Genomic DNA, 14,146 nt, shown 5'->3' with positions numbered 1-14,146 from the left:
TCTTTCTCCAATATTCCTAGAAACGAAACTTAAACGCGACGTTTCTTAGGTGGACGACAACCGTTATGAGGGATTGGTGTCGCATCAACAATGTTAGTGATACGGAAACCAGCAGCGTTCAGTGCACGAACAGTAGATTCGCGACCTGGACCTGGACCCTTAACCATAACTTCCAAGTTCTTTAGGCCATATTCTTTAGCCATTTCACCACAACGCTCAGCTGCAACTTGTGCTGCGAACGGAGTAGATTTACGAGAACCACGGAAACCTGAACCACCTGCTGTAGCCCATGCAAGAGCGTTGCCTTGGCGGTCAGTGATAGTTACGATTGTGTTGTTGAAAGAAGCATGAATGTGCGCTACGCCATCAGCTACTTGCTTGCGTACGCGCTTACGCGCGCGAGTTGGTTGTTTTGCCATTGTACTCTACCTTATCCGATTATTTCTTGATCGGCTTGCGCGGACCCTTACGGGTGCGAGCGTTGGTTTTAGTACGCTGTCCACGTAGTGGTAGACTGCGACGATGACGAAGACCGCGGTAACAGCCAAGGTCCATAAGACGCTTGATGTTCATCGATACTTCACGACGTAGATCACCTTCTACAGTGTACTTAGCTACACCATCACGCAGTTGATCGATCTGCTCTTCAGTTAGTTCACTGATCTTAGCATTTTCAGCAATACCCACTTCAGCTAGGATAGCTTGAGAGCGAGTTTTACCGATGCCGTAAATTGCAGTTAATGCAATCACAGAATGCTTGTGATCAGGAATGTTAATGCCTGCTATACGGGCCATTATTCACTCCTAAGGGGTTCATAAAAGAATTATCCGCAGCAAAGCCCGTTATGGATACGCTGCGGCATACTACTTCTTTTGCACGCAAAAGGTAGGCCGAGGAATATACTCGACACTACCTTATATTTCAAGTAAAAATTTCTGCTAATTAGCCTTGGCGTTGCTTATGCTTTGGCTCACTGCAAATCACGCGAACGACACCGTTACGCTTGATAACTTTACAGTTACGGCAGATTTTTTTAACGGAAGCACGAACTTTCATTGCTAAACTCCGTAAATGGAACTGAAACTGTTACCGCCGATTAACGGCCGTAACCTTTCAGATTCGCTTTCTTTAACACAGAATCATACTGTTGTGACATCAGATGAGTCTGTACCTGTGCCATGAAATCCATGATTACAACTACTACGATAAGTAGTGATGTACCGCCGAAGTAGAAACGAACGTTCCACGCGACCATCATGAATTCAGGAATCAGACAGATAAAAGTAATGTATAGAGCGCCCGCTAGGGTCAATCTTGTCATCACTTTATCGATATATTTCGCTGTCTGCTCACCTGGGCGGATACCGGGTACGAATGCACCAGACTTCTTCAAGTTATCAGCTGTTTCACGCGGGTTAAACACCAACGCTGTATAGAAGAAACAGAAGAAGATAATAGCTGCAGCATAAAGCATTACGTACAGAGGCTGACCTGGGCTAAGAGCCAAAGACACATCAGTTAACCAACCGAATGCGCTGCTCTCACCGTTCTGACCGAACCACTGAGCCAATGTTCCTGGGAACAGGATAATACTTGATGCAAAAATCGCTGGTATAACACCTGCCATATTAATCTTAAGAGGCAAGTGAGAACTTTGTGCTGCAAAAACTTTACGACCTTGTTGACGCTTCGCGTAGTTAACGACGATACGACGTTGACCACGTTCCATGAAAACTACGAAGTAAATTACAGCAAAAGATAAAACCGCAATTAACAGCAGAAGAAGCACATGCAATTCACCTTGACGCGCTTGCTCGATTGTTTGACCGATTGCCGAAGGCAATCCAGCAACAATACCTGCAAAAATCAGAATGGAAATACCATTACCGATTCCTCGCTCAGTGATTTGTTCACCTAACCACATTAAGAACATGGTACCAGTTACTAAACTCACGGTAGCAATTAGCGTAAACATGGTTTGGTTGATAACAACCAGATTATCGACCATGTTTGGTAAGCCAGTTGCAATACCAATAGCTTGGAATGTTGCAAGTACAAGCGTGCCGTAGCGTGTATATTGGCTGATCTTACGACGGCCTGCTTCACCCTCTTTCTTGAGTTCCGCTAACGCTGGATGAACTACAGTTAGCAATTGGACAACAATAGATGCCGAAATATACGGCATGATGCCCAATGCTAATATAGATGCACGCTCAAGAGCACCACCGGAGAACATGTTAAACATTTCTACGATGGTACCTTTTTGCTGTTCGAACAAATCGGCAAGTACAGCTGCGTCAATACCAGGAATCGGCACAAAAGAGCCGGCTCGGAATACTAAAAGAGCACCCACTACGAATAATAAGCGCGACTTTAGTTCACTTAAGCCGCTCTGAGCACTACGAAAATCTTGTCCTGGTTTCTTAGCCATCTGTACCTCGTTCCTCGAGATTATTCCTCGATTTTACCGCCTGCAGCTTCGATTGCAGCTTTAGCGCCTTTAGTCACGCGTAGACCTTTAACAGTCACAGCTTTGCTAAGTTCACCAGAAAGAACAACTTTTACGAACTCGATGTTCTTAGTGATTACGTTAGCAGCTTTAAGGCTGTTTAGGTCAACTACGTCACCTGTTACCTTCGCTAGCTCAGCTAGACGAACTTCAGCAGACACTAGGCTCTTACGAGAAGTGAAACCGAATTTAGGTAGACGTTGTTTCAGAGGCATTTGACCGCCTTCGAAACCTGGACGAACAGAGCCGCCAGAACGTGACTTTTGACCTTTGTGACCGCGGCCACCTGTTTTACCAAGGCCAGAACCGATACCACGACCTACACGCTTCTTAGAAGGTTTAGAGCCAGCAGCCGGTGATAGAGTATTCAAACGCATTCTGATTACTCCTCAATCTTAACCATGTAGTAAACCTTGTTGATCATACCGCGTACGCACGGAGTATCTTCAAGTTCTACTGTATGGTTGATGCGACGAAGGCCTAGACCTTTCAAGCACGCTTTGTGCTTAGGTAGGCGACCAATTGAGCTTTTAGTTTGAGTTACTTTAATAGTTGCCATCGTGTGCTTACTCCGAAATAGATTCAACAGTTAGACCACGTTTAGCAGCAACCATTTCTGGTGACTTCATGCTAGCTAGAGCATCAATCGTTGCACGAACGATGTTGATAGGGTTCGTAGAACCGTATGCTTTAGATAGTACGTTGTGTACACCTGCAACTTCAAGTACAGCACGCATTGCACCACCGGCAATTACACCTGTACCTTCTGCAGCTGGCTGCATGTAAACTTTAGAGCCCGAATGACGACCTTTCACCGGGTGGTGAAGAGTGCCTTCGTTTAGCGCAACTGTAACCATGTTACGGCGCGCTTTTTCCATTGCTTTTTGAATCGCTGCAGGTACTTCACGAGCTTTGCCGTAACCGAAACCTACGCGACCATTACCGTCACCAACTACTGTTAGTGCAGTGAAGCTCATGATTCGACCACCTTTAACCGTCTTAGATACACGGTTAACTGCGATCAGCTTTTCTTGCAAATCATTAGCTTGTTGTTGTTCTTTAGCCATCTTCCAACCCTACCTTAGAATTTCAGACCAGCTTCACGAGCAGAATCTGCTAGTGCCGCTACTCGACCGTGGTATTGGAAACCAGAACGATCGAAAGCTACATCAGAGATGCCTTTTTCGATAGCGCGCTCAGCAATAGCTTTACCTACAGCTTTAGCAGCGTCAACGTTACCAGTATTCTTAACTTGCTCACGGATCGCTTTTTCTACAGTAGAAGCAGCTGCGATAACCTCAGAGCCGTTTGCCGCGATAACTTGTGCGTAAACGTGGCGAGGAGTACGGTGTACTACCAGGCGAGTTGCACCAAGTTCTGCAATCTTACGACGTGCACGTGTAGCACGACGGATGCGAGATGCTTTCTTATCCATAGTGATACCTTACTTCTTCTTAGCTTCTTTAGTACGCACATTTTCATCTGCGTAACGAACACCTTTACCTTTGTAAGGCTCAGGTTCGCGGTAAGAACGAATGTCAGCCGCAACTTGACCAACTAGTTGCTTATCACAACCAGTAATAATGATCTCAGTTTGGCTAGGGCATTCAGCTTTAATACCTTCAGGTAGAGCGTGCTCTACTGGGTGAGAAAAGCCAAGTGTTAGACCTACAGCGTTGCCTTTCATAGCAGCACGGTAACCTACACCTTTAAGCACTAATTTCTTAGTGAAGCCCTGAGTAACACCAACAACCATGTTGTTAACTAGTGCGCGAGCTGTACCAGCTTGTGCCCATGCGTTAGCAACACCTTCTTTCGGACCGAAAGTTAGGTTGTTTTCTTCCTGTGCAATCACTACTGCGCCGTTAAGAACGCGAGTTAGCTCACCTTTACCACCTTTTACAGTGATTTCTTGGCCGTTTAGTTTCACCTCTACGCCAGCTGGAATAGCGACAGGTGCTTTAGCAACACGAGACATAGTCTACTCCTTATTAAGCTACGTAACAGATGATTTCACCACCAAGACCTGCTTTGCGAGCAGCACGGTCAGACATAAGACCTTTGGAAGTGGAAACAACAGCAATACCAAGACCGCCCATCACAGTTGGTAAAGAGTCTTTATTTTTATAAACTCTTAGACCAGGACGTGATACACGTTTGATTTGCTCGATTACAGGTTTAGCTTGGAAGTACTTAAGAGTAACTTCTAGCTCAGGTTTTGCTTCGCCTTCAACAGCGAAGTCAACGATGTAACCTTCAGCTTTAAGCAATGCAGCAATTGCAACTTTAAGCTTTGAAGAAGGCATTTTTACAGCAACTTTGTTTGCTGCCTGACCGTTACGAACGCGGGTCAGCATATCCGAAATCGGATCTTGCATGCTCATAAGATTTACTCCAAATGATTAAGTGGCAATTACCAGCTAGCCTTACGAAGACCCGGAATCTCGCCTTTCATGCAAGCTTCACGAACCTTAATACGGCTTAGACCGAACTTACGTAGGTAACCGTGTGGACGACCAGTTTGGTTGCAACGGTTGCGCTGACGTGATGCACTTGAATCACGTGGAAGAGATTGCAGTTTAAGAACCGCATTCCAACGATCTTCTTCAGATGCGTTTACATCGCTAATGATAACTTTTAGCGCAGCACGCTTTTCAGCGAACTTAGCTACTAGTTTCGCACGTTTAGCTTCACGTGCTTTCATTGATTGTTTAGCCATAACAGTAACCCTACACCTTACTTACGGAATGGGAAGTTAAAGGCAGCCAGCAGAGCACGGCCTTCCTCATCGGAACCAGCAGTCGTCGTGATAGTGATATCAAGACCGCGGACACGATCGACTTTATCGTAGTCGATTTCCGGAAAGATGATTTGCTCGCGAACGCCCATGCTGTAGTTACCGCGACCGTCAAAAGACTTAGCGCTAACACCACGGAAATCACGTACACGTGGAAGTGCGATAGAGATTAAACGCTCTAAAAATTCCCACATGCGCTCACCACGCAAGGTTACTTTACAACCAATTGGGTAGCCTTCACGAATTTTGAAACCAGCTACAGATTTACGCGCTTTAGTGATAAGAGGCTTTTGACCAGAGATCGTTGCCATATCAGCTGCTGCGTTTTCTAGCAGTTTCTTATCGTTGATTGCTTCACCAACGCCCATGTTTAGGGTGATTTTCTCAATCCTAGGGACTTGCATGACGCTTGTGTAGCTGAACTCTTTGGTAAGCTCAGCGACTACAGACGACTTGTAGTAATCATGCAGTTTCGCCATAGTAGAACTCCAAATTACTTCTAATTAGTTAGAAACGATTTCGCCGTTAGATTTAAAGAAACGAACTTTCTTACCATCTTCAATACGGAAACCGATGCGGTCTGCTTTACCAGTAGCCGCGTTAAAGATTGCAACGTTAGAAGCATCAATAGCTGCTTCTTGTTCAACGATGCCACCCTGTTGACCTAGAGCCGGAACCGGCTTTTGGTGTTTCTTAACAAGGTTGATACCTTCAACGATAACTTTACCAGTTGTCAGAACCTTAGTTACCTTACCTTTCTTGCCTTTATCTTTACCAGCAAGAATGATTACTTCGTCATTACGACGGATTTTAGCTGCCATGTTGCCGCTCCTTACAGAACTTCAGGTGCTAGTGACACAATTTTCATGAATTTCGCGTTACGAAGTTCACGAGTCACAGGACCAAAGATACGTGTGCCGACTGGTTGCTCAGTAGTGTCGTTTAACAATACACAAGCATTACTGTCGAAGCGAATGACAGAACCGTCTGGGCGACGAACGCCTTTACGGGTGCGCACTACTACCGCCTTCAGAACATCACCTTTTTTTACTTTACCGCGAGGAATTGCTTCCTTAACTGTAACTTTGATGATGTCACCGATATGTGCATAACGGCGGTGAGAGCCACCCAGAACCTTAATACACATTACCTTGCGCGCGCCAGAGTTATCTGCTGCGTCAAGTGTACTTTGCATCTGGATCATTGTTAGTGCTCCGCTAAATATTAAAACTAGACCCTCTCGGGTCGGGCTGCCTCTTTAAAAGGGACGCGAATTGTACCACCCTTTTTTTAAATTGGGTAGACAAAAAACAAGCGGCCCCAAAAAAAATTTTGGAGCCGCTTGAAAGCTATAGAATTACAAAGATTAAATCTTCGCTTTTGCTATAACTTTAACCAATGTCCAAGACTTAGTCTTAGACAGAGGACGACACTCTGCGATTTCAACTTTGTCGCCTAGGCCACAAACGTTGTCTTCATCGTGTGCGTGTACTTTAGTCGTGCGCTTAACGTATTTACCGTAAATTGGGTGTTTTACAGTACGTTCGATAGCAACAACGATAGACTTGTCCATCTTGTCACTTACAACACGACCTTGCTGGATGCGGTTAGTTTCGCTCATTATGCGCCTGCCTTTTCAGTCAAAACAGTTTTCACACGTGCGATATCACGGCGTACAGCTTTTAGAGTATGAGTTTGCTGTAGTTGACCAGTTGCAGCTTGCATGCGCAAGTTGAACTGTTCACGTAGCAAATTCAAAAGCTCAGCGTTAAGCTCTTCAACGTTCTTTTCGCGTAGATCTTGTGCTTTCATCACATCACCTGCTTAGTTACAAAAGTAGTTTTAACAGGCAGTTTACGTGCCGCTAGGCGGAACGCTTCACGTGCCAACTCTTCAGGTACGCCATTCATTTCGTACATAACCTTACCAGGTTGGATTTGTGCTACCCAGTACTCAACGTTACCTTTACCTTTACCTTGACGAACTTCAAGAGGTTTTTCAGTAATCGGTTTGTCTGGGAAAATACGAATCCAGATTTGACCTTGACGCTTGATGTGACGCGTCATAGCACGACGTGCCGCTTCGATTTGACGAGCAGTGATACGGCCACGGCCTACAGCTTTAAGACCGAATTCGCCGAAGCTCACTTCAGTACCTTTAGCTAGACCACGGTTACGACCAGTCTGAACCTTGCGGAACTTAGTACGTTTTGGTTGTAGCATCGTTCGACTCCTTACTTACGGCCTTTACGCTGCTTCTTAGGCTTATCGCCTTTAGGCTCTACTGCGTTAGCAGCTGGCATACCGCCTAGAATCTCACCTTTGAAGATCCAAACTTTAATGCCGATCACACCGTATTGAGTGTGAGCCGAAGAAGTTGCGTAATCAATGTCTGCACGTAGAGTGTGTAGAGGCACACGGCCTTCACGGTACCACTCAGAACGTGCGATTTCAGCGCCGCCTAGACGACCACTTACTTCCACTTTGATACCTTTAGCGCCTAGACGCATTGCGTTTTGTACTGCGCGCTTCATAGCACGACGGAACATAACACGACGCTCTAGTTGAGACGCGATGCTATCAGCTACAAGCTGACCATCTAACTCAGGCTTACGTACTTCAGCGATGTTAATCTGCGCTGGTACACCTGCGATTTTAGCTACAGCTGCGCGTAGCTTCTCAACGTCTTCACCTTTCTTACCGATAACAACGCCAGGACGAGCAGTGTGAATAGTCACACGGATGCTCTTAGCTGGACGCTCGATAACGATACGAGATAGTGATGCTTTTTGTAGTTCCTTTGTAAGGAACTGACGTACCTTGAAGTCGCCGTCTAGGTTGTCAGCGAAATCTTTGGTATTAGCAAACCATGTAGCATTCCAAGGCTTAACGATGCCAAGACGAATACCATTAGGATGTACTTTCTGACCCATTGCTTACTCTCCTAGTCTTTAGCGATCTGCTACAACAATAGTGATGTGGCTTGAACGCTTCAAGATACGATCCGCACGACCTTTAGCACGAGGCATAATACGCTTCATGATAGGGCCCTCATCTACGAAGATTTTAGCGACATTTAGATCGTCGATATCTGCACCTTCGTTATGTTCCGCGTTAGCGATAGCTGACTCAAGAACCTTCTTAACTAAAACAGCAGCTTTTTTGTTGCTGAAAGTTAGGATTTCTAGAGCTTGGTCTACCGACTTACCGCGAATTTGGTCTGCAACTAAGCGAGCTTTCTGTGGAGAAATACGAGCAAAGTTATGTTTAGCTAAAGCTTCCATCATCTACTCCTTACTTCTTCTTAGCTTTCTTATCTGCAGCATGACCGCGATAAGTACGAGTTGGTGCAAATTCGCCCAGTTTGTGACCGATCATTTCTTCGGTAACGAATACTGGTACGTGCTGACGACCATTATGGACAGCGATGGTCAAACCAATCATTGTTGGGATGATCATTGAGCGACGGGACCAAGTCTTAATAGGCTTTTTGTCTCCGCTTTCCACCGCTTTCTCTACCTTCTTCAGCAAGTGTAGGTCAATAAAAGGACCTTTCTTGAGAGAACGTGGCATGGCGATTCCTCTTTATAGATTATTTGTTACGACGACGTACGATGTACTTGTCAGTGCGCTTGTTCTTACGAGTCTTGAAGCCCTTAGTAGGAACGCCCCAAGGAGAAACTGGGTGACGACCACCAGATGTGCGGCCTTCACCACCACCGTGTGGGTGATCCACCGGGTTCATTACTACACCACGTACGGTTGGACGTACGCCGCGCCAGCGTGAAGCACCAGCTTTACCAAGTTCACGTAGCATATGCTCAGAGTTACCAACTTCACCGATCGTTGCACGACCTTCAGAAAGTACTTTGCGCATCTCACCAGAACGTAGACGGATTGTTACGTATGCACCGTCGCGAGCAACGATTTGAGCATAAGCACCAGCCGAACGAGCTAGTTGAGCACCTTTACCAGGCTTAAGTTCAACACAGTGTACAGTAGAACCTACTGGGATGTTACGCATCGGCAGAGTGTTACCTGCTTTGATTGGCGCATCCGCACCAGATTGAATCTGGTCACCTGCTTGAACACCTTTTGGTGCAATGATGTAACGACGCTCACCGTCTGCGTACAGAACTAGAGCGATGTTTGCGCTACGGTTTGGATCGTATTCTAGACGCTCAACTTTCGCTGGGATGCCATCTTTAGTACGTTTGAAGTCAATTACACGGTAGTGGTGCTTGTGACCACCGCCGATGTGACGTACTGTGATACGACCGTTGTTGTTACGACCACCGTTCTTAGAGTTTTTCTCTAGAAGTGGTGCGTATGGCTTACCCTTGTGTAGGTCAGCGTTAACAACTTTAACGACGTGACGACGACCAGGGGAAGTCGGCTTACATTTAACAATAGCCATTTTTAACTACTCCTGTTATTCCGCGCCGCCAACGAAGTCAAGATCTTGACCTTCTTTCAAAGTAACGTAGGCTTTCTTAACGTCTGAACGACGGCCTTCACGCATACCTTGACGCTTGGTCTTACCCTTTTGAACAAGAGTATTTACAGACTTAACTTCAACTTCAAATAGCTTTTCTACAGCTGCTTTGATCTCTTTCTTAGTTGCATCTTTAGCTACTTTGAAAACGATAGTGTTCGCTTTCTCAGCTGCCATAGTTGCTTTTTCAGAGATGTGCGGAGCACGTAGAACTTTTAAGATACGTTCTTCAGTGATCATGCTAGCATCTCCTCAACTTGCTTAACTGCGTCAGCAGTCATTAGAACCTTGTCGAATGCGATTAGAGAAACTGGATCAACACCAGCAACATCACGTGCATCAACTTTGTATAGGTTACGAGCAGCTAAGAATAGATTTTCATCTACTTCGCCAGTTACAATCAGAACGTCGCTTAGCTCAAGCTCTTTAAGCTTAGCTACAAGTTCTTTTGTTTTTGGTGCTTCTACAGAGAAGTTATCAACAACGATTAGACGCTCTTGACGAATCAACTCAGAAAGAATGCTCTTCATAGCACCGCGGTACATTTTTTTGTTTACTTTTTGGCTGTGATCTTGTGGTTTCGCAGCAAAAGTAACACCACCTGTACGCCAGATTGGGCTACGAATTGTACCAGCACGTGCACGGCCAGTACCTTTTTGGCGCCATGGCTTAGCACCGCCGCCTGATACTTCAGAACGAGTCTTTTGAGCACGAGTACCTTGACGAGCACCTGCTGCGTATGCAACAACTACTTGGTGTACAAGAGCTTCGTTAAAGTCACGTCCGAAAGTAGTCTCGGAAACAGTTAGTGCATCAGCACCTTTAACCATCAATTCCATTACTTACTCCTAGACGTTATGCTTTAACAGCAGGTTTTACGATCACGTTGCCGCCTGTTGAGCCTGGTACTGCACCTTTAATAAGAAGCAGATTGCGCTCAGCGTCAACACGTACGATCTCTAGGTTTTGAGTCGTTACACGCTCAGCACCCATGTGACCTGCCATTTTCTTGCCTTTAAACACGCGACCTGGAGTTTGACATTGGCCAATTGAACCCGGTGCACGGTGAGACAAAGAGTTACCGTGAGTCATATCTTGAGTAGAGAAGTTCCAACGCTTAACAGCGCCTTGGAAGCCTTTACCTTTAGATGTACCAGTAACGTCTACTTTTTTAATTTCATTGAAAAGTTCTACGTTTAGCTCAGCGCCAACTTCAAACTCTTCACCGTTTTCTAAACGGAATTCCCAAAGACCGCGGCCTGCTTCAACACCTGCTTTCGCAAAGTGACCAGCTTCAGGCTTAGTTACACGGTTAGCTTTCTTAGCACCAGTAGTTACTTGGATTGCTGCGTAGCCGTCGTTCTCTAGAGTTTTAACTTGAGAAATACGGTTCGCTTCAACCTCAACAACAGTTACTGGGATAGAAACGCCTTCTTCAGTAAATACGCGGGTCATACCCACTTTACGTCCGACTAGACCAATCATTATTCTTATCTCCCTTAACCTAGGCTGATTTGAACATCAACGCCAGCAGCAAGATCAAGACGCATTAGAGCGTCAACAGTTTTGTCTGTTGGCTCAACGATGTCGATCAAACGCTTGTGAGTACGAATTTCGTACTGGTCACGTGCATCTTTGTTGACGTGTGGAGAGATAAGAACAGTGAAACGCTCTTTACGAGTAGGAAGTGGGATAGGACCACGAACCTGTGCGCCAGTACGTTTTGCTGTTTCAACGATTTCCGCAGTTGAAGCATCGATTAGTTTGTAATCGAAAGCTTTAAGGCGGATACGAATACGTTGGTTCTGCATGAGACAGAGCTCCAATTATTAAAAATTACACAAACAATATCGCCACTCAAACTCGATAAAACGAGAGAATGCCGATTGATTTATGTGAAACCGTAGCATCCAAAATTAGGACGCATTGTCAGTTAACTTTTGAAGTAAGTACGAAACTTACTATTTTTATTAACCGCGAACATAAGCTGAGTATACATTACTAGGCAAGGCCTACTCCTCAGTGCTCATTGGTTCACAACCAGCTTAAGCCAGTGCGGTGCATTATACAGATCACATTTTATCTTGCAAGTGCTGTTGGGAAATTAATCGAATATGATTTAATTGAGGAGATTTTGATGGAAGCCAACAAGTAAACTCAACTTGTTGGCTTACTGCAGCTAGTCTTCGTCGTCATCGACATATTGGGCTTGTAGGTAGTTTTCAATGCCGGTCATTTTGATTAGTCCGAGTTGAGTTTCGAGCCAATCGACATGTTCTTCTTCATCTTCAAGTATATCTTGGAACAAATCGCGTGATACATAATCGTGAGTATCTTCTGCATAAGCTATCGCACTTTTTAAATCAGGAATAGCCTTCATCTCTACGTCGAGATCACTTTCCAACATTTCTTTCGTGTCTTCACCAATATTTAGTTTACCTAGGTCTTGGAGGTTAGGTAAACCTTCCAAAAATAGAATACGTTCTATTAGGTGATCGGCATGCTTCATTTCATCGATAGATTCGTGATATTCCTTATCCGCTAGGTGCTTTAAACCCCAGTCTTTGTACATACGTGCATGAAGGAAATATTGATTGATAGCAACGAGTTCGTTGCCAAGTACTTTGTTTAGGTGCTGGATTATGATTGGATCGCCTTTCATGACAAGCCCTCCTCTTTGGCTCCTTTAAATGTAGAAGCAAATGAAGAGTAGTCAAAAAAAAGTCAGACTAACTTGCGAGTTTTAAACATTCGATAGTATTTTCTTCGATAATCACCTTCGCTTGTTTAATGCATTTACCACATTGTGAGCCCAACGCAGTACACTTTTTGATGCCTTTGACATCCGTAATACCTTCCTCTCTAACTAGCTTACGTATGGTTTTATCGGATACAGCGTTACAAAGACAAACGAACATATTTACTACCTTTTCTAATTAAAGAAAATATAAACGATAATAGTTAGCATTTCTAGTGTTGAACACATTGCCTTTAGATCGATTTGTAATAAGCGTTATACCCACAAGATCCGTTTGAACTTTACTGAAAGCCACAAACTCTACGTATAAAAAAAGGAAGCCGAAGCTTCCTTTTTTATGATGTGCGTTTATCGCAAAATCAATTCGCTATTAAGCGAAGATTTTAGCTACAACACCAGCACCAACTGTACGGCCACCTTCGCGGATTGCGAAACGTAGACCTTCGTCCATTGCGATTGGAGCGATTAGCTCAACAGTCATTTGAACGTTGTCACCTGGCATTACCATTTCTACGCCTTCTGGTAGAGTGATGTCGCCTGTTACGTCAGTTGTACGGAAGTAGAACTGTGGACGGTAACCTTTGAAGAAAGGAGTGTGACGGCCGCCTTCGTCTTTAGAAAGTACGTATACTTCAGACTCGAACTTAGTGTGTGGGTTGATAGAACCTTTAGCAGATAGTACTTGGCCACGTTCAACTTCGTCACGCTTAGTACCACGTAGTAGTGCACCAACGTTCTCACCTGCACGACCTTCGTCAAGCAGCTTACGGAACATTTCAACACCAGTACAAGTAGTAAGAGTAGTCTCTTTGATACCAACGATTTCTACTTCGTCACCTACACGTAGGATACCACGCTCGATACGACCAGTTACAACAGTACCACGACCTTGGATTGAGAATACGTCTTCAATCGGTAGTAGGAACGGTTGGTCTACTGCACGCTCTGGCTCTGGGATGTAAGAATCTAGTGCTTCTGCAAGCTCAACGATCTTGTCTTCCCATTGCTTTTCGCCGTTTAGTGCACCAAGAGCTGAACCTTGGATTACTGGTAGGTCATCACCTGGGAATTCGTACTCAGAAAGAAGTTCACGAACTTCCATTTCTACTAGCTCAAGTAGCTCTTCGTCATCAACCATGTCACATTTGTTCATGAATACGATGATGTAAGGGATACCAACTTGACGACCAAGTAGGATGTGCTCACGAGTTTGAGGCATTGGGCCATCAGTCGCAGCAACAACTAGGATACCACCGTCCATTTGCGCAGCACCAGTGATCATGTTTTTAACATAATCCGCGTGTCCTGGGCAGTCTACGTGTGCGTAGTGACGAGTTGGAGTGTCGTACTCAACGTGAGAAGTTGCGATTGTGATACCGCGCTCACGCTCTTCTGGAGCGTTATCGATAGATGCGAAGTCTTTCGCTTCACCACCGTACACTTTAGAAAGTGTAGTACAGATAGCAGCAGTTAGAGTTGTTTTACCGTGGTCAACGTGGCCGATAGTACCAACGTTTACGTGCGGTTTCGTACGTTCAAATTTTTCTTTAGACACGAGCGTGTTCCTTCCTAGTTATGATTCGCCAC

At 45.0% G+C, this 14,146-nt stretch carries 28 protein-coding genes; all 28 read right to left on the bottom strand.

Translation table 11 applies throughout. From position 1 onward, the window contains the following. Positions 1 to 29: 29 nt before the first annotated feature. Positions 30 to 419 (bottom strand): 30S ribosomal protein S11, encoded by a 390-nt coding sequence (gene rpsK / locus ELZ11_RS17115; RefSeq protein WP_004738778.1) that lies wholly within the window; start codon positions 417 to 419, stop codon positions 30 to 32. A 19-nt stretch (positions 420 to 438) separates the two neighbouring features. After that, complete coding sequence (rpsM, locus tag ELZ11_RS17110; RefSeq protein WP_017029081.1) at positions 439 to 795, bottom strand: 30S ribosomal protein S13; 357 nt, start codon at positions 793 to 795, stop codon at positions 439 to 441. Positions 796 to 943: 148 nt separating this feature from the next. Then, complete coding sequence (rpmJ, locus tag ELZ11_RS17105) at positions 944 to 1,057, bottom strand: 50S ribosomal protein L36 (RefSeq protein ID WP_000868186.1); 114 nt, start codon at positions 1,055 to 1,057, stop codon at positions 944 to 946. Positions 1,058 to 1,097: 40 nt separating this feature from the next. Continuing rightward, a complete protein-coding gene (gene secY, locus ELZ11_RS17100) occupies positions 1,098 to 2,432 on the bottom strand; it encodes a preprotein translocase subunit SecY (RefSeq protein WP_137358610.1) in 1,335 nt (444 codons plus the stop codon). A 20-nt stretch (positions 2,433 to 2,452) separates the two neighbouring features. Continuing rightward, complete coding sequence (rplO, locus tag ELZ11_RS17095; protein WP_137358609.1) at positions 2,453 to 2,887, bottom strand: 50S ribosomal protein L15; 435 nt, start codon at positions 2,885 to 2,887, stop codon at positions 2,453 to 2,455. A 5-nt stretch (positions 2,888 to 2,892) separates the two neighbouring features. After that, entirely contained in the window at positions 2,893 to 3,069 is a 177-nt protein-coding gene (gene rpmD / locus ELZ11_RS17090) for a 50S ribosomal protein L30 (protein ID WP_004736756.1), read from the bottom strand. A 7-nt stretch (positions 3,070 to 3,076) separates the two neighbouring features. Then, on the bottom strand, positions 3,077 to 3,577 hold the full coding sequence (rpsE, locus tag ELZ11_RS17085; protein WP_137358608.1) for a 30S ribosomal protein S5: 501 nt from the start codon (positions 3,575 to 3,577) through the stop codon (positions 3,077 to 3,079). A 14-nt stretch (positions 3,578 to 3,591) separates the two neighbouring features. Then, positions 3,592 to 3,945, bottom strand: a complete 354-nt coding sequence (gene rplR / locus ELZ11_RS17080; RefSeq protein ID WP_137358607.1) for a 50S ribosomal protein L18 — start codon at positions 3,943 to 3,945, stop codon at positions 3,592 to 3,594. A gap of 9 nt (positions 3,946 to 3,954) precedes the next feature. Further along, positions 3,955 to 4,488 (bottom strand): 50S ribosomal protein L6, encoded by a 534-nt coding sequence (gene rplF, locus ELZ11_RS17075; protein WP_137358606.1) that lies wholly within the window; start codon positions 4,486 to 4,488, stop codon positions 3,955 to 3,957. Between the two features lie 13 nt (positions 4,489 to 4,501). Further along, the gene (gene rpsH, locus ELZ11_RS17070) at positions 4,502 to 4,894 is read right to left on the bottom strand and encodes a 30S ribosomal protein S8 (RefSeq protein WP_004738788.1); all 393 of its coding nucleotides are present in this window, start codon (positions 4,892 to 4,894) and stop codon (positions 4,502 to 4,504) included. Between the two features lie 29 nt (positions 4,895 to 4,923). After that, a complete protein-coding gene (gene rpsN, locus ELZ11_RS17065; protein WP_047047646.1) occupies positions 4,924 to 5,229 on the bottom strand; it encodes a 30S ribosomal protein S14 in 306 nt (101 codons plus the stop codon). A gap of 17 nt (positions 5,230 to 5,246) precedes the next feature. Beyond that, positions 5,247 to 5,786, bottom strand: coding sequence for a 50S ribosomal protein L5 (gene rplE, locus ELZ11_RS17060; RefSeq protein ID WP_137358605.1), 540 nt, complete (start codon positions 5,784 to 5,786; stop codon positions 5,247 to 5,249). A gap of 24 nt (positions 5,787 to 5,810) precedes the next feature. Further along, entirely contained in the window at positions 5,811 to 6,128 is a 318-nt protein-coding gene (gene rplX / locus ELZ11_RS17055) for a 50S ribosomal protein L24 (protein ID WP_113795478.1), read from the bottom strand. Between the two features lie 11 nt (positions 6,129 to 6,139). Beyond that, positions 6,140 to 6,511 (bottom strand): 50S ribosomal protein L14, encoded by a 372-nt coding sequence (gene rplN, locus ELZ11_RS17050; protein ID WP_004738793.1) that lies wholly within the window; start codon positions 6,509 to 6,511, stop codon positions 6,140 to 6,142. 162 nt (positions 6,512 to 6,673) lie between these two features. Continuing rightward, positions 6,674 to 6,928 carry a 30S ribosomal protein S17 gene (gene rpsQ / locus ELZ11_RS17045; RefSeq protein WP_137358604.1) on the bottom strand — a complete coding sequence of 85 codons (255 nt, stop codon included), beginning with the start codon at positions 6,926 to 6,928 and terminating at the stop codon, positions 6,674 to 6,676. After that, a complete protein-coding gene (gene rpmC, locus ELZ11_RS17040; protein ID WP_004736737.1) occupies positions 6,928 to 7,119 on the bottom strand; it encodes a 50S ribosomal protein L29 in 192 nt (63 codons plus the stop codon). The genes rpsQ and rpmC overlap by 1 nt, the downstream gene beginning before the upstream one ends. After that, positions 7,119 to 7,529 (bottom strand): 50S ribosomal protein L16, encoded by a 411-nt coding sequence (gene rplP / locus ELZ11_RS17035; RefSeq protein WP_004398466.1) that lies wholly within the window; start codon positions 7,527 to 7,529, stop codon positions 7,119 to 7,121. Before rplP ends, rpmC begins: the two co-directional genes overlap by 1 nt. A gap of 11 nt (positions 7,530 to 7,540) precedes the next feature. After that, entirely contained in the window at positions 7,541 to 8,239 is a 699-nt protein-coding gene (gene rpsC / locus ELZ11_RS17030; RefSeq protein ID WP_004738797.1) for a 30S ribosomal protein S3, read from the bottom strand. Between the two features lie 18 nt (positions 8,240 to 8,257). Then, on the bottom strand, positions 8,258 to 8,590 hold the full coding sequence (rplV, locus tag ELZ11_RS17025; protein ID WP_004736732.1) for a 50S ribosomal protein L22: 333 nt from the start codon (positions 8,588 to 8,590) through the stop codon (positions 8,258 to 8,260). 10 nt (positions 8,591 to 8,600) lie between these two features. Continuing rightward, the gene (gene rpsS / locus ELZ11_RS17020; protein ID WP_004736729.1) at positions 8,601 to 8,879 is read right to left on the bottom strand and encodes a 30S ribosomal protein S19; all 279 of its coding nucleotides are present in this window, start codon (positions 8,877 to 8,879) and stop codon (positions 8,601 to 8,603) included. A gap of 19 nt (positions 8,880 to 8,898) precedes the next feature. Next, positions 8,899 to 9,723, bottom strand: a complete 825-nt coding sequence (gene rplB, locus ELZ11_RS17015; protein ID WP_137358603.1) for a 50S ribosomal protein L2 — start codon at positions 9,721 to 9,723, stop codon at positions 8,899 to 8,901. 15 nt (positions 9,724 to 9,738) lie between these two features. Continuing rightward, entirely contained in the window at positions 9,739 to 10,041 is a 303-nt protein-coding gene (gene rplW, locus ELZ11_RS17010) for a 50S ribosomal protein L23 (RefSeq protein WP_004738802.1), read from the bottom strand. Beyond that, on the bottom strand, positions 10,038 to 10,640 hold the full coding sequence (gene rplD, locus ELZ11_RS17005) for a 50S ribosomal protein L4 (protein ID WP_108118502.1): 603 nt from the start codon (positions 10,638 to 10,640) through the stop codon (positions 10,038 to 10,040). The genes rplW and rplD overlap by 4 nt, the downstream gene beginning before the upstream one ends. 16 nt (positions 10,641 to 10,656) lie before the next feature. Further along, positions 10,657 to 11,286, bottom strand: coding sequence for a 50S ribosomal protein L3 (gene rplC, locus ELZ11_RS17000; protein WP_004738804.1), 630 nt, complete (start codon positions 11,284 to 11,286; stop codon positions 10,657 to 10,659). A gap of 14 nt (positions 11,287 to 11,300) precedes the next feature. Then, positions 11,301 to 11,612 carry a 30S ribosomal protein S10 gene (gene rpsJ, locus ELZ11_RS16995; protein WP_001181007.1) on the bottom strand — a complete coding sequence of 104 codons (312 nt, stop codon included), beginning with the start codon at positions 11,610 to 11,612 and terminating at the stop codon, positions 11,301 to 11,303. A 368-nt stretch (positions 11,613 to 11,980) separates the two neighbouring features. Continuing rightward, positions 11,981 to 12,463 carry a bacterioferritin gene (gene bfr / locus ELZ11_RS16990; protein ID WP_137358602.1) on the bottom strand — a complete coding sequence of 161 codons (483 nt, stop codon included), beginning with the start codon at positions 12,461 to 12,463 and terminating at the stop codon, positions 11,981 to 11,983. Between the two features lie 67 nt (positions 12,464 to 12,530). Then, positions 12,531 to 12,719: a (2Fe-2S)-binding protein gene (locus ELZ11_RS16985; protein ID WP_137358601.1), complete on the bottom strand. Its 189-nt coding sequence runs from the start codon at positions 12,717 to 12,719 to the stop codon at positions 12,531 to 12,533. Positions 12,720 to 12,929: 210 nt separating this feature from the next. Then, entirely contained in the window at positions 12,930 to 14,114 is a 1,185-nt protein-coding gene (gene tuf / locus ELZ11_RS16980; RefSeq protein ID WP_137358487.1) for an elongation factor Tu, read from the bottom strand. Positions 14,115 to 14,146: the final 32 nt, after the last annotated feature.

It is taken from the genome of Vibrio profundi (assembly GCF_005281835.1).
GTDB classification, from domain to species: domain Bacteria; phylum Pseudomonadota; class Gammaproteobacteria; order Enterobacterales; family Vibrionaceae; genus Vibrio; species Vibrio profundi.
This window is presented reverse-complemented; position numbering and strand designations above follow the sequence as displayed.